Genomic DNA, 13,761 nt, shown 5'->3' on the forward strand with positions numbered 1-13,761 from the left:
GCTTGCTCAGCGGGGGTATTCGGCCGTCGACACGTGGACGCCCCACTCCGTGGTGGTGCCGTCCTCGGCGACCTCCACGACCGCGAGGTGGGTCATGAAGGTGCGTGGCCCGGCCCCGTGCCAGTGCCATTCGTCCGGCTCGATCCATACGGTGTCGCCCGCGCGAATCTCCTCCACGGCACCGTCCTTGCGCTGCACGAGCCCCTCGCCCTCCAGGACGTGCAGCACCTGCCCGTGCGGGTGCCGGTGCCAGGCGGTGTGGGCGCCCGGCGCGAAGTGGACGTTGAACATGCGCAGCCGGGACGGGGCCGCGGGGGCGGCTATCTCGTCCAGCCACACCGTGCCGGTGAAGTTCTCCGCGGGGCCCTGCCGGGTGTCGGGACGCCGTCTGGTGATGTGCACGTGACTCAGTTCTCCTGTCCGGGAGTTCGGGGAGTTCGGGGAGTTCGGGGAGCGAGCAGAGAGAGCAGGCCGCGGACACCGGCGTCGAAGGCGGCGGGGGAACCGGAGGCCCGGGCGAGGACATAGCCGCCCTGCACGGTGGCGAGGACGGCCGCGCCGATCTCCTCACCGTCCAGCTCCGGCGCGAACTGCCCCTGCCGCTTGCCCTCTTCCACGATCTCGGCGACCAGCTCCCGGATCCGCGCGATGGTCTCGTCCACCGGCGCCCGCAGCTCGTCGCTCGCGATCACCTCCGGGTCCATGGTCAGCCGGCCGACCGGGCAGCCGCGCAGCACGTCACGCTCACGCAGCAGATACGCCTCGATCCGCTCGTACGGCGTGCCCGGCCCGCTCAGGACGCGCTCGGCGGTGGCCCGCAGCTCCGCGGCGGTCCGCCGGATCGCCGCCAGGGCGAGGTCCGGCTTGCCCTTGAAGTGGTGGTACATGCTGCCCTGCCCGGCGCCCGCGCGCTCCAGGATCGCCTTGGGGCTGGTGCCCACGTACCCGCGCTCCCACAGCAGTTCACGGGTGGACTCGATCAGTCGTTCCGGGGTGCTCATGTCGTCACTGTACATACTAGTAGTTACAGCTCGCTAGTCCCCGGGAAGCGGGCTGGCGGGTCCACGTGTACTCCCCGGGCGGTACGCGCACTGCCGCCGGCCGCACGACGACCCTGGCCCTCTTGCGGAGGGAGGCTCGTGACATCACCCGAGACCCAACCGATGAGGGAGATGACCGTGATGCAGACGCTGGCGAACTGGGACGGCGGACCCGGCCCCTGGATCCTGTTCTTCCCACTGATCTGGGCGGCTGTCGTGATCGGCGTCGTCACCTTCCTGCGTCGTACCGGCCGGCGGGGCCCCCGGGGACACTGGGGACCTTGGGGACCCGTGGAGGGCGGCCGCCCGGCGGGCGACTCCCCGCTCGCGGTCCTCGGCCGCCGCTTCGCCTCCGGCGAGATCGACGAGGACGAGTACTGGCGCCGCCTGTCCGTCCTGGAGGAACGGTTCGGCCATCTCGGCAAGGGCGGTGCGGCTTGATCATTCTCACCGGCGCTGCGGGGCGCGGCCGGCCGCGGAGCCTTCCTCGGCCGGGTGCTGGTCAGGACCCCGGACGGCGGCAGCAGCGCGGCGTTCGCCTGCATGTTCCCGCCCTCGCGGCTCGCGGCTCGCTGTGGTGATGCTGGTCGGCGTCACGGCCGGTGCCCTCGCCGGTCTGGGCCCGGCCCGGAGCGCGGCCCGCGTTGACGTCCTGCGGGCGATCGCGACGGAGTGACGACCGTCCGCCGGCCGCGCGGCGATGGCTCACGGGCGGCGCGAACCCCGTACCCCGTGCGTGGGGCGGGGCGCGCCAAGCCGTTTACTCCGAGGCGCGGGCCACGGCAGGCGATGTGGCCCCGGCCGAGGAGGGAGCGGCCGGAGTGACCACAGTCCCGGCCGCGACCGGAGACCCCGCACGGGCCCCGACCGGAGTCCCGGCCGTGACCGGGGACCCAGCACGGGCACTGACCGGGGTCCCCGCGCCGACCGGAGCCCCGGCCGTGACCGGGGACCCAGCACGGGCCCCGACCGGAGTCCCGGCACCGACTGGAGTTCCGGCCGTGACCGGGGACCCAGCACGGGCACTGACTGGGGCCCCCGCGCCGACTGGAGTTCCGGCCGTGACCGGGGACCCAGCACGGGCACTGACTGGGGCCCCCGCGCCGACTGGAGTTCCGGCCGCGACCGGGGACCCAGCACAGGCACTGACCGGGGTCCCCGCGCCGACCGGAGCCCCGGCCGTGACCGGGGACCCAGCACGGGCCCCGACCGGAGTCGCCGCGCCGACTGGAGTTCCGGCCGTGACCGGGGACCCAGCACAGGCACTGACCGGGGTCCCCGCGCCGACCGGAGCCCCGGCCGCGACCGGGGACCCAGCACGGGCCCCGACCGGAGTCCTCGCCCCGACCGGAGCCCCGGCCGCGACCGGGGACCCAGCACGGGCCCCGACCGGAGCCCCCGTGGCCACCGGAGTCCCGGCCGTAGTGGGCGCAGGTGCCGGTCGTACCTCCCTGGGCCCGGTCGTCGTCTGCTGCCGGTCCGCCGCACGGTGGCGCGTGCCGGCCGCCGGGGCGCGTACCGCCGTCAGGGCGGGCAGCGTGAACCACACGACCTTGCCGTTCTCGCCGTCCGGGCGCGCACCCCAGCTCTCGCTCATCGCGGCGACCATCGCCAGCCCCCGCCCGCAGGTGGCCAGCGGGCCGGTGTCCGGCACGTCCGGGCCATCGGCCAGTACCGGAAGACGCGGATCGTGGTCGCGTACCGACACGGTGAGCCGGTCCGGCAGCAACTCCAGCTCGACGGTGCACGACTTGTCGGGTCTCGCGTGCCGGTGGACGTTGCTCAGCAGCTCCGTCACACCGAGCGCGGCCCGGTCTATCAATGGGTCCATATGCCAGTAGCGCAACTGCGCAGATACGATTCTGCGGACCTGGCCGATCCGCGACGGCAGGGCTTGGAGCTCCACCGTGCAGTGCCTGCTTGGGTGACTGATCACGGCTGCGACTCCCCGATGTAGAGGTCCGGAAGAACCGGAAAACACGGAGAACAACGGATCCAGCAGGGTGCTTGCGTCCAAACGTCCGCCTGCTGTCGTGGCCGGCGGCTGGTTCGCAGCGTTATCGCCGGTAAACCCAGAGTGACGTGGGACCAGCGTGACGCAGCGGATGCGCTCTTGCAACTCGCCGCGACGGGCCGCTGCTCGGAGTCCGCAGCGACCGAACGTCCTCAGCCGCCGCGTCCGGCCGCCCGGCGCACCGCCTCGATGAACCGCCGCGCCGCAGGCGGCCCCGGCTCGCCCGGCGCGGGGTCGTGCTCACCCAGCGTCAGCAGGTACCGCTTGCCGTTGAGGTCGGCCAGCGCCCGGTCGTCCGGTGCGAACCACGGCTTGGAGGCCCGGACCGCCTGTACCGGCGCGCTGTCGATCTCGCTGCCGTAGCTGGTGAGCAACTCCAGCCTGCCGCCGCTGATCCGGACCTGCCCGGCGCGGGTGAGTGAACGCAGCCGCTTGCCGATCCGCACGCCCGTGGCCGTGAACTCCGGCTCCGCCATCCTTCGCCGCCCCCTTGCGCGTGTTCTCCTGGACCCGTGTGCGCCCCCGTTCGGGACGATCGTCCCGACGCGTGCAGTCTGCCCCGATGCGGCCTGGAGCACCAGTACACACCAGGCGCGTGCGACGGGAGGCCGGAGCACTCCCGCCAATGCGCCCCCCGATTGCCTCGCACGCCCGTCCCCAGGGCGCCTTTGGGTGGCTCAAAGATGCGTTTATGCAGGTGGGATGCGGTCTGAAAGATGCCTATGCTCGAGGTGTCGGCCGCGCGCGGCGCTGCCGACGCCCAGCGTAAGGAGCACCGCCGTGAGCATCGTCCCCCAGGCCCGGACCGGCGCCACCCTCGACGTCGACCGCGGCGACACCGCCTACCGTGACTGGCTGAAAGAAGCCGTCCGCAAGGTCCAGGCCGACGCCAACCGCTCGGCGGACACCCATCTGCTGCGCTTCCCGCTGCCCGAGCGGTGGGGCATCGACCTCTATCTGAAGGACGAGTCGACGCACCCCACCGGCAGCCTCAAGCACCGGCTCGCCCGTTCCCTGTTCCTCTACGGCCTCTGCAATGGCTGGATCCGCCCGGACCGCCCTGTGATCGAGGCGTCCAGCGGCTCGACCGCCGTCTCCGAGGCCTACTTCGCGAAGCTGATCGGCGTGCCCTTCATCGCGGTCATGCCACGCACGACGAGTGCCGAGAAGTGCCGTCTCATCGAGTTCCACGGCGGCCGATGCCACTTCGTGGACGACTCCCGGAAGATGTACGAGGAGTCCGCCCGCCTCGCGGTGGAGACCGGCGGCCACTACATGGACCAGTTCACCTACGCCGAGCGGGCCACGGACTGGCGCGGCAACAACAACATCGCCGAATCGATCTTCCGGCAACTGGAACTGGAACGGTTCCCGGAGCCGACGTGGATCGTCGCCACGGCCGGCACCGGCGGCACGTCGGCGACGCTCGCGCGCTACGTCCACTACATGCAGTACGACACCCGCATCTGTGTGGCCGACCCGGAGAACTCCTGCTTCTTCGAGGGCTGGACCACCGGCGATCCGGACGTCACCTGCGACTGCGGCTCCCGGATCGAGGGCATCGGCCGGCCGCGCATGGAGCCGAGCTTCGTGCCCGGCGCGATCGACCGGATGATGAAGGTCCCGGACGCGGCAAGCGTGGCCGCCGTACGCGCCCTGGAGCGGGTCATCGGCCGCAAGGCGGGCGGCTCGACGGGTACCGGGCTGTGGAGCGCGCTGAAGATCGTTTCCGAGATGGTGGCCGAGGGGCGCCGGGGCAGCGTGGTCACCCTGCTGTGCGACCACGGGGACCGGTACCTCGACAAGTACTACTCGGACGTGTGGCTCGCGGAGCAGGCCCTGGACATCGCGCCCTACACGGCGGCGATCGAGACGCTGCTGGCCACGGGCGTCTGGCCTGACTGAAAGCGGAGGCCCGACGCGGAGCCGGAGGCCCGACGGGAGCGGGGCGCGAGCGGGGCGCGACGGGAGCCGGAGGCCCGGCACCCGGTTGTCGGTTATCCGAGCCGCCGGTCCAGTGCTGTGACCGCGCCGCGGAAGGCGCGCCCGACGCCCGGCCGGACCAGGCGGCACACCAGGCGGAACGCGGCCGTACCGTCGAGCGCGAAGGTCATCCGCACCCGGGTCCCGGTGCCGGCCGGAGTCAGGCGCCACTGCTCGACCCAGGCGCGGGCTCCCGGTGTGTTGGTCACATCGACCCGGTAGACGTACACCTGAGGCTCCTGGGCCAGCAGCACTGTCTCCTCGAAGCGCGTACCGCCCCGCAGCCGGACCTCGCGGCCCCCCTGCGTCGGCCGGGCCGAGGACACCGCCGGGAACCACTCCGGCCAGCCCGTCACGTCCTCGGCGAGGGCCCGGAAGACCACCTCCGGCGCGGCGGCCATGTCCCGGGCGAAGACCAGCCGCACGGGCGCGGCCTCGACGAACTCCGGACCGACCGGGCGCAGACGCTGAGCCATGGCGACGGACCCCTCGTGAAGTCCCCTGCGGAAGCGGGGCGCTGGCCGTCAGCCTAATTGACGTACCGTCAGAAGTCCCCGTCCGGGACCGGCTCCGGCTCACCCGCCACGATCAGCCGCGGCAGGTGCTCCGAGATCTCCGAGCGCGCATCGGCGGGCAGGCCCGCGTCCGTCACCAGCGTGTCCACCTGCTCCAGCGCGGCGAACGAACTCAAGCCCACCGTGCCCCACTTGGTGTGGTCGGCGACCACCACGACCTGGCGCGCGGAGTGCACCAGCCGCCGGTTGGTCTCGGCCTCCGCGAGGTTCGGCGTGGACAGTCCGGCCTCCACCGATATGCCGTGCACCCCGAGGAAGAGCAGGTCGAAGTGGAGCGCGGCGATCGCCTGGTCGGCCACCGGACCCACCAGCGAGTCGGACGGGGTGCGCACCCCTCCGGTCAGCACGACCGTGGCCGCGCCCTGCCGCTGCCCCGAGGTCCGCTGCGCGGCGTGGAAGACGTCCGCGACCCGCACCGAGTTCGTCACCACAGTCAGGTCGGGCACCTCGAGGAGATGCTGCGCGAGCGCGTACGTCGTCGTACCGCCGGACAGGGCGATCGCCGTACCCGGGGTGACCAGCCGTGCGGCGGCGCGCGCGATGTCCTCCTTGGCGGTCAGCTCGAGCCCCGACTTCGCCTCGAACCCCGGCTCGTGGGTGCTGGGCTCCACCACCGGCACCGCGCCGCCGTGCACCTTCTCCAGCATCCCCTGGCGGGCGAGCGCGTCCAGATCGCGGCGCACGGTCATGTCGGACACGCCGAGCTTGCGGGTCAGTTCGTTGACCCGCACACCGCCCCGGCGCCGGACCTCGTCCAGGATCAGGGCGCGGCGCTGCTCCGCGAGGAGGTTCTGATTCTCGCTCACGTACGCTCCGGTCCTTTCGCCGCCAACCGTCCGACACACCCGGCGCGACTGCTCCGACCAGGACGTACCAGCTGTTCTGGACATGCGCGGGCGTCCCATCTTTTCACGGGACGGTACTGGTTGCGCCACCGCCCGTCAGGACGCGCACATGCCGACTCCGGCCGGCGCCGCCCCGCCCGTCGTCACACGGATCGGGGAGATTCCGTGAGGGCGGCTGCACGCCGCGGCGGAACCGGAGATCCTGAAGCGCGCACCGACACAGGCCGTCACGGCGTCACGGGGGAAGTGCGAAACAGTGGAACGCGCGCAGCGACGCCCCGCGGGGCAGCGATCGACCGAGCCGCGGCACGAGCCGGACACCGACCTGGAACTTCTCGTGCACGGGGTCGGCGGCACCACACCCGAGAAGATGCTGGGTGATCCGCGCACGGTCCGGATCACCGGCGACGACACGGCCGCCGTGTTCCGGCGCGCCGCGGACGCCGAGGCCGGGAGCCGCGCCGGGCACGGGCCCGTCCAGGAGGCGTACGTCTGGTGCAACCTGACCTCCGGCAACGGCAGCCGCGCCCTGTGGCTGTTGCTGCTGCCGTTCATGGTGGTGAACCTCGCTCACTGGATGCGCCCCGCCGCACGGGGCCGGCAGCGCACCGTCCGGCTCTACGGCCTCCTCGTCCGCCTGGCCGCCCTCACCCTGACCGTGCTCCTGGTGGCCGCCGCCTGCGAAGTGGCCCTGGACCTGGTGGCCTGGCAGTGCGCCGGGGTCCGTGCCTGCGCCCGCCGCCACACCTGGCTGGGCTTCCTGGCGCCCGGCCTGGACACCGGCGGCTGGTGGAGCGCGCCGGGTCGCCGGCTCGCCCTCGCCGCCCTGGTCCCGGCCGCGCTCACCGGCCTGCTCTGGTACCTCTCCCACCGCACCTGGAACGCCTACGAGTCCCACCAGCCGATCTCCCGCGACCCCGAACCGGCCGGCGACGGCAGCGCGCTGGCCCGGCCCGGCTTCTGGTACGGGCGCCGCCTGGTGGCCCGGCTGCGCGCCGCACACACCGGGGCCGGCCTGCTCACCGTGGCCGCCGCCGTCGCCACCCCTGCGGTCCGCTTCGACCACCGCCCGGGCGGACCCGCCGCCCTGGACGCCCTGAGCTGGCTGCTGACCGCGGCCCTGCCGGCCTGGGCGGGTGCGGCCGTGGGCGTCGTCTGCCGCCGGGGCCGCAGCGAGAACCACCTCGACCGGCGACTCGACCGCCACCTCGTACGATGCCTGCCGCTCGGCGCGCTCGCCCTGCTGCTCCTCTCCCTGCTGTACGCCGGCTGGTCCCGGCCCGGCTGGCAGTCCACCGGCCGGCTGCCCGGCGACCCTGCCTTCGGCGCCCTGATGCTGGCCCAGGGGCTCCTCGTGGTCGCGCTCGCCGCCGTGGCCGGGGACCTGTACCGCCGCCGTCCGGACCCGCGCGCCGGAATGCGCGGCCTGGGCGGTCCGGCCGTCGCGCTGCTGGCCTGCGCGCTCGGCGGGGTGATCTCCGGCGGAGTCGCCCAGCGCGTCGCCGACTGGCTGGACGGCACCCGCGCCCTGCTGCCAGGGCCACCCGTCCTGCTCACCTGGCAGGCGTCCGCGATCCCTCCCCTCCTCGCCGTCCTGCTCCTGCTGGCCGCCCGGCTCGCCTTGAGCACCGCCCGGCTCGCCCGTGCCGAACGCGACCGCGTCCGCCGCGAGCACCCGGGCGAACCCGAGGACCCGGCCCGCACCCGCGCCATCGCCCACGCCCGGGCCATGGCCACTCTCACCGACCGGGCCCCGCTCGTCCTCGCCGTGCTCACCGCCACCTCGCTACTGCTGGGTGCCGCCGGGCTGGCCGGGGCCCTGACCACCGGAAAGACGCCCGACAGCGCGGCCCACCGCGCCTCCGACGCCGTACAGGCACTGGCCGAGACCGCGCAGGCAATGGGCTCATGGCTGATCGGGTTCGGGTTCCTGCTGTTCGTCACCTGGGGCAGGCGCGCCTACAAGGACGCCTCGGCCCGCCGCACCATCGGCATCCTCTGGGACGTCGGCACCTTCTGGCCGCGCGCCGCCCACCCCTTCGCACCACCCTGCTACGCCGAGCGCGCCGTGCCGGACCTGACCTGGCGGATGGCGACCTGGACCCAGCGCACCGGAGGCCGGCTGGTTCTCTCCGGGCACTCCCAGGGCAGTGTCCTCGCCGCCGCCGCGGCCTGGCAGCTGACACCGTCGGTACGCGGACGCGTCGCCCTGCTGACCTACGGCTCCCCGCTGGAGCGTCTGTACGGCCGCTGGTTCCCGGCTCACTTCGGCCCGCCGGCGCTCGCCGCGCTGCACCGGGACGTCGCCTGCTGGCGCAACCTCCACCGCCTGACCGACCCCATCGGCGGCCCCGTCCGCGTGCCCGGCGAGAGCACCCCGCCGGTGGACCACGAGCCCCTCAAGGACCCCCTCGCCTACGGCCGCACCCCCGACCACCCGCTGCCGTCCCCGATCCTCGGACACTCCGGCTACCAGACGGACCCGGCCTTCACCCGCGAACGGGCCCGGCTGCTGGCTCGCCTGCGTCCGGAACTGCCCGGGCAGCGCCCGGATCCCGAACCCCCGGGGTGAGGTACGGCTAGGCCGTGTGCTCGACGTACTCCACCACGGCCCCGCCCGGATGCCGCACCGTCGCGTTCCGGCCGGTGGGCACCCGGTTCGGGCCGGCGACGACCTCCCCGCCGTGCTCCGCCAGGAACGGGTGCAAGCCGTCCAGGTCGTCCACGAGCACGGTGCTCTGCACGTTCCGGAACGGGGCGAGGGCCTGCTCGCTCCCCGCGACGAGCAGGAACCCGCCGATGCTCGCCACCTCCACGCCCTGGTGGGGGAACCGTGTGCGCACGTCCTGGCCGGTCAGCTCCCGCAGGGCGGGCAGCGCCGTGTCAAGGTCGTCCACATAGAGCCGGGCGAGCGTCGCCAGCGCCTTCATCGCGAAATCCTCCAAGAGCGGACACGGCCGCCGGGCTGATCACGGCAGCTCCGGCAGATCCTCCGCGTACAACAGGGTCAGGTCGTCGGTGGTCGGGTCGGCGAGCTGGGCGACGCGGCTCGCGTGCCGCTCCACCATCGCCTCGAACGTCTGGCGGGCGGTACGGCCGTTGCCGAACGCCGGTCCCTTCGGGATCTGCGTGAAGTACTTCAGCAGCGCCTCGGACGCGCCCGGCGCTAGCCGGTACTCGTGCTCGTCGGCCTGCTGCTCCACGATCCGCAGCAATTCCCCGGGGCCGTAGTCGCCGAAGGTGATGGTGCGGGAGAAGCGGGACGCGACCCCCGGGTTGACCGAGAGGAAGCGCTCCATCTCCGCGGTGTAACCGGCGACGATCACCACCACCGCGTCCCGTTGGTCCTCCATCAGCTTCACCAGCGTGTCGATGGCTTCCTTGCCGAAGTCGCGCCCGGCGTCCTCCGGGGACAGCGCGTACGCCTCGTCGATGAACAGCACCCCGCCACGCGCCCGTTGGAAGGCGTCCTGGGTGCGGATCGCCGTGGAACCGATGTGCTCGCCGACCAGGTCGACGCGGGAGACCTCCACCAGGTGCCCCTTCTCCAGCACACCCAGAGAGGCGAGGATCTCGCCGTAGAGCCGGGCGACCGTCGTCTTGCCGGTGCCGGGGGAGCCGGTGAAGACCAGATGCCGCTTGACGGAGGCCGCCTTCAGGCCTGCCTGCTGCCGCCGCCGGCCCACCTCGATCATGTCGGTCAGCGCCCGCACCTCGCGCTTGACGCTCTCCAGGCCCACCAGCGCGTCGAGTTCGCCCAGCACGTCCTTCGACGTCCGCACCGGCTTCGCCGGCTCCGCGGCGGCGACCAGCGGTTCCTGCTCGGTGGTGCGCTGCCCGGGGATCGAGCCGCCGAGCAGGCCGGGGGACTCCGTCACCGTCCGCAGGGCCGTCTCGTGGACGACCGGCGTCCTCAGGCTGCCGCTCTCGTCGCTGGTGCAGTCCTCCACGACCGGGCCCGTCCCGGACCCGGCGTCCGGGCCCGCCTCGGCGAACTCGTAACCGCCGCGCGCGCACCGCTCCGTACGGCACTTCCGCAGCGTCGTACGGCAGCCGTCGAGCACATGGAAGCCGTAGCCGCCGCTGCCGCTGACCCGGCAGTTCAGAAAGCTGCCGCGACCGCCCGCCGAGACGTAGAAGCCGGCCTCGGCCGGGGACTCGACCGTGCAGCGCTCGATGGTCGGATCGGCGCCCTTGGTGACGATCACCCCGGTCTGGGTGCCGTCCAGCGTGCAGTTGCTGAGCGTGCCGCCGCTGCCGTGGTCGCGGAACCACGCGCCGGTGGCCGCGTCCCTGATCCGGCAGTCGTCGAGCTGCGCGGTCGCCCCGTCGCTCACCGACACGGCCGTGTTGCGCACCTGGGACAGGTCGCTGTCCACGACGTCCACGCGGGAACCCCGGTCCAGCACGAACAGCGCGTCCGGCACGTCATGCACCCGGCAGGAGTCGAGGACCGCGGTGGCCCCGTCGCTCACCCACACCGCGGGGTAGTCGCCGGTGCTGTCGAAGATCTCGCACTGGTTGGCGTCCACCCGGGTGCCCGGGTCCCATACCGACAGGCCGTTGCGCCCGAACTGACGGACGGTCGTGCGGGTCAGCGTGAGCACCGAACGGGAGCGCAGATCGACCGCGTTCTCGGGGATGTCGTGGATGTGGCAGTCGGCGAGCGTGAGCACCGCGTCCGTGTCCAGCGTGACGCCGTCGGCGGTGGTGCGGTGCACATCGCAGTCGGTCAGGTGCGCCGTGGCCCGCTGGGTGACCTGCACCCCGGAGCCGCGTACCTCGTAGATCTCGCAACCCACCGCCTCCAGCGCGGAGTTCTCGCCGGTCGCGGTCAGCCCGGTGCCGGAGGCGTGGTGCACGCGGCAGCGCTCCAGGCGCGGATGGCCGCCGCCACGGACCGCCACACCCGCCTGCCCGGCCGCGACGACCTCGCACTCCTCGAACACCCCGCCCCCGCCGTCGAGTACGGCGATGCCGATGCCGGCCGGGTTGTCGACGGTGCAGCGGCGCACGGTCGGACGGGCGCCGCCGCGCACCTCGATGCCGACGGCGGACCGCGTGACGATCCGTACGTCCATCAGCTCGGGCGTGCCCTCCTCGACCAACAACGCCGGCGCGGCCGCGTCCTGGCCCTCCACGTGCAGGTCCTGCACCACCGCCGAGGCCCGTACGGTCAGCGGCACCCCGTCCACGGGAGCGATCCGCACCGAGCCGGGGGAGCCCTCGGGCCCACGGAGCGTCACCGCCCGCTGGACGACGAGGTTCTCCCGGTAGGTGCCGGGGGCGATCGTGAGGACGTCGCCGTCGGCGGCGGCCTCCAGGGCGGCGGCGAGCGAAGCGTACTCACCCGTGCGGCGCCGCCACCGCGAAGTACCGGTGTGCGTCACCTGGACCGTGCCCTGTGCCATGGCGTTGCCGTGCCCCCACCTCGTCGTACTGATGGCTCGCTCCCGTCGGGGCGTCGCCGCCGGTGCCGGGACCGCGAGCGAAGCCCGGCCCCGCGGGCCCGAGCGCGTTCGCGCCTTCGAGAACCCGCGCGCCCCTGGGATGCGCTCACTCGCGGTTCGTCGCCGAAAGCGCTTCGGCCGGTCCACCGTAGCGTGTGCGTGCACGGTGGGTTGACCAGAGCCGCAAGGCCGTCAGCTGCCGGTGCCCGCCTTGCCCCAGTCCGGGCCCGCCCGGTCCCAGGCCTGGTCCCAGCAGGCGTACCGGCGGCGGACCATGCGCCAGACGGCCAGGCGCCGCCCGCCCTCCACCAGGGCCGCGGTCACGAGGGCCGCGCCGACCCCGGCGAGCACCGCGTGTGTCGTCGCCGTCGGAGAGTCCAGCGGGCGGGTCGTTATTCGGCCGTGCGGGTCCGTCCAGAGCCTGAAGTGATCCCCCGGACGCGGGGATTCGAGGTCCGCGAGGACCGGGCCGTGCTGCCGGGCGCCGTCCGGGGCGGTCCAGTCGGCGACGACCCGGCTGCGGGCCTCGTGCGCGGTGGGGGTGTCAGGGTCGGTCTCCAGAGGGACTTCGCCCAAGTCACGGACCACGGTGGCCGTGACCAGGTGGCGGGTGTGCTGTTGCTCGCGCACGGACCGCTGCAGCGCGTCCTGGGCGGCGGCCCCGACCAGACAGCCGGTCACGGGTGCGGCCACGGCGATCAGCACCAGCGCCACGAGGGCCACCCATGCCTCGGCCAGATCGGTCGCACGGCACAGCGGGTTGTGCCGCCAGCGCCACAGTGCCCCCAGTGCCCGCATCTCCCCACCCCCTTTCGCACCGTCTTAGCCCCCCATGCGGGCGCGCACCCCCCGTCCGGGCCAAGAGAGAGCGACGTCACGTCCGCCGTGACCTGTGACGGACGGGGCCTCTCACGAATTTCTCACGTCCTCTCAACGGCCGGGACCCAGCACCGGGTTCCCGGCCGCCGGGCCCGTTGGCGCGTCACCGGCGCGTGCTACTCCAGCACCCGGACCGGGTCCCCGATCCTGATCGTGCCGGGTGCGAGGGGCACGAGGTTCTGGCCGAAGAGCAGCTTGCCGCCGACCCTGCGATGACGTGCCAGGGTGCGCAGCGGTTCCCGGCCGCGTACGGCGGTGTCCTGGTCGGTGGTGGTCACGACACATCGTCCGCTGGGCTTCGGGGCCCGGAAGACCACCTCGCCGATGGAGATCCGCGACCACTGGTCCTCGGCCCAGGCCTCGGTGCCCGCCACGACGACGTTGGGCCGGAAGCGGTTCATGGGCAGCGGGCCCTCGTGGGCGTGGTCGCCCTCGGCTATCAGTGAGTTCAGGGCGTCGAGAGAGGCCGCCGTGGTGACCAGCAGGGGGTAGCCGTCCGCGAAACTCACCGTCTCACCGGGCAGGGCGTACTCGGGGTCGACCGGGCGGCGGGTGGCCGGATCGTCCAGGTGGACCAGGCGGACCTCCGCCTCCAGATAGGCGCTGCACCAGGCGTGTGCCGCCGCCGCTGCCGGGACCGCCTCGACCTTCGTGCCGAAGATGTTCACCGGCACCGTCGTCACCGGCTCCGGCACCGTGACCGTCAGCGGCGCCTGACCGGGCGCCGACAGACGGACGCCGCCGCCGGCCAGAGGCTCGGCGGCGGCCCGCGCGAGACGCGGCTGCTCTCGCTGTGTGACGACCTTTCCCCCGTCGTCGATCAATGTCCAGCGCCGGTCCCCGGCCAGGCCCCAGGGCTCCACCACGGCCTCCCGGGCCGACAGGCCCCGGAACGCCTTGACCGGATGGACGTGGATCGACTGCACTTCGGCGTTTCCCATGACGCCATCGTGCCAGGCGGCACCGACAGCGCCG

At 73.4% G+C, this 13,761-nt stretch carries 12 protein-coding genes and 1 pseudogene; 3 read left to right on the top strand and 10 right to left on the bottom strand.

Translation table 11 applies throughout. From position 1 onward, the window contains the following. Positions 1–6: 6 nt before the first annotated feature. Positions 7–402 (bottom strand): (R)-mandelonitrile lyase, encoded by a 396-nt coding sequence (locus AC07C1_RS00995; RefSeq protein ID WP_478936046.1) that lies wholly within the window; start codon positions 400–402, stop codon positions 7–9. Between the two features lie 5 nt (positions 403–407). After that, positions 408–1,001, bottom strand: coding sequence for a TetR/AcrR family transcriptional regulator (locus AC07C1_RS01000; protein WP_478936048.1), 594 nt, complete (start codon positions 999–1,001; stop codon positions 408–410). Between the two features lie 180 nt (positions 1,002–1,181). On the opposite strand from AC07C1_RS01000, the gene AC07C1_RS01005 reads away from it, so the two are divergent. Further along, a complete protein-coding gene (locus AC07C1_RS01005; protein ID WP_478936561.1) occupies positions 1,182–1,481 on the top strand; it encodes an SHOCT domain-containing protein in 300 nt (99 codons plus the stop codon). A gap of 1,077 nt (positions 1,482–2,558) precedes the next feature. Here the strand turns inward: AC07C1_RS01005 and AC07C1_RS01010 are convergent. Continuing rightward, positions 2,559–2,976 (bottom strand): annotated as a pseudogene (locus AC07C1_RS01010) (ATP-binding protein); the annotation flags it as partial. 230 nt (positions 2,977–3,206) lie between these two features. Continuing rightward, positions 3,207–3,530 carry a hypothetical protein gene (locus AC07C1_RS01015; protein ID WP_478936049.1) on the bottom strand — a complete coding sequence of 108 codons (324 nt, stop codon included), beginning with the start codon at positions 3,528–3,530 and terminating at the stop codon, positions 3,207–3,209. A 304-nt stretch (positions 3,531–3,834) separates the two neighbouring features. On the opposite strand from AC07C1_RS01015, the gene cds1 reads away from it, so the two are divergent. Then, complete coding sequence (gene cds1 / locus AC07C1_RS01020) at positions 3,835–4,959, top strand: L-cysteine desulfhydrase Cds1 (RefSeq protein ID WP_478936050.1); 1,125 nt, start codon at positions 3,835–3,837, stop codon at positions 4,957–4,959. Positions 4,960–5,051: 92 nt separating this feature from the next. Here cds1 and AC07C1_RS01025 read toward each other — a convergent pair whose 3' ends face one another. After that, entirely contained in the window at positions 5,052–5,513 is a 462-nt protein-coding gene (locus AC07C1_RS01025; RefSeq protein WP_478936051.1) for an SRPBCC family protein, read from the bottom strand. Between the two features lie 68 nt (positions 5,514–5,581). Next, on the bottom strand, positions 5,582–6,418 hold the full coding sequence (locus tag AC07C1_RS01030; RefSeq protein WP_478936053.1) for a DeoR/GlpR family DNA-binding transcription regulator: 837 nt from the start codon (positions 6,416–6,418) through the stop codon (positions 5,582–5,584). Positions 6,419–6,713: 295 nt separating this feature from the next. Here AC07C1_RS01030 and AC07C1_RS01035 point away from each other — a divergent pair, with 295 nt between their 5' ends. Then, positions 6,714–9,029, top strand: a complete 2,316-nt coding sequence (locus AC07C1_RS01035) for a hypothetical protein (protein WP_478936054.1) — start codon at positions 6,714–6,716, stop codon at positions 9,027–9,029. Between the two features lie 7 nt (positions 9,030–9,036). On the opposite strand, the gene AC07C1_RS01040 is transcribed toward AC07C1_RS01035, so the two are convergent. From AC07C1_RS01040 to AC07C1_RS01055, 4 genes are all read right to left on the bottom strand, one after another. Next, positions 9,037–9,387 carry a VOC family protein gene (locus AC07C1_RS01040; RefSeq protein ID WP_478936055.1) on the bottom strand — a complete coding sequence of 117 codons (351 nt, stop codon included), beginning with the start codon at positions 9,385–9,387 and terminating at the stop codon, positions 9,037–9,039. 39 nt (positions 9,388–9,426) lie between these two features. Next, entirely contained in the window at positions 9,427–11,868 is a 2,442-nt protein-coding gene (locus tag AC07C1_RS01045) for a right-handed parallel beta-helix repeat-containing protein (RefSeq protein ID WP_478936056.1), read from the bottom strand. Positions 11,869–12,099: 231 nt separating this feature from the next. Beyond that, positions 12,100–12,705 carry an Rv1733c family protein gene (locus AC07C1_RS01050; protein WP_478936057.1) on the bottom strand — a complete coding sequence of 202 codons (606 nt, stop codon included), beginning with the start codon at positions 12,703–12,705 and terminating at the stop codon, positions 12,100–12,102. A 197-nt stretch (positions 12,706–12,902) separates the two neighbouring features. Next, the gene (locus AC07C1_RS01055) at positions 12,903–13,727 is read right to left on the bottom strand and encodes an MOSC domain-containing protein (protein WP_478936058.1); all 825 of its coding nucleotides are present in this window, start codon (positions 13,725–13,727) and stop codon (positions 12,903–12,905) included. Positions 13,728–13,761 lie beyond the last annotated feature (34 nt).

Source organism: Streptomyces sp. NPDC045022 (assembly GCF_056432605.1).

Excerpts from the sequence above, each read along its gene's own strand:
- AC07C1_RS01000 (WP_478936048.1), bottom strand. The coding sequence starts at position 1,001 with ATGAGCACCCCGGAACGACTGATCGAGTCCACCCGTGAACTGCTGTGG.
- AC07C1_RS01005 (WP_478936561.1), top strand. The coding sequence starts at position 1,182 with ATGCAGACGCTGGCGAACTGGGACGGCGGACCCGGCCCCTGGATCCTG.
- AC07C1_RS01015 (WP_478936049.1), bottom strand. The coding sequence starts at position 3,530 with ATGGCGGAGCCGGAGTTCACGGCCACGGGCGTGCGGATCGGCAAGCGG.
- AC07C1_RS01025 (WP_478936051.1), bottom strand. The coding sequence starts at position 5,513 with ATGGCTCAGCGTCTGCGCCCGGTCGGTCCGGAGTTCGTCGAGGCCGCG.
- AC07C1_RS01040 (WP_478936055.1), bottom strand. The coding sequence starts at position 9,387 with ATGAAGGCGCTGGCGACGCTCGCCCGGCTCTATGTGGACGACCTTGAC.
- AC07C1_RS01045 (WP_478936056.1), bottom strand. The coding sequence starts at position 11,868 with ATGGCACAGGGCACGGTCCAGGTGACGCACACCGGTACTTCGCGGTGG.
- AC07C1_RS01050 (WP_478936057.1), bottom strand. The coding sequence starts at position 12,705 with ATGCGGGCACTGGGGGCACTGTGGCGCTGGCGGCACAACCCGCTGTGC.
- AC07C1_RS01055 (WP_478936058.1), bottom strand. The coding sequence starts at position 13,727 with ATGGGAAACGCCGAAGTGCAGTCGATCCACGTCCATCCGGTCAAGGCG.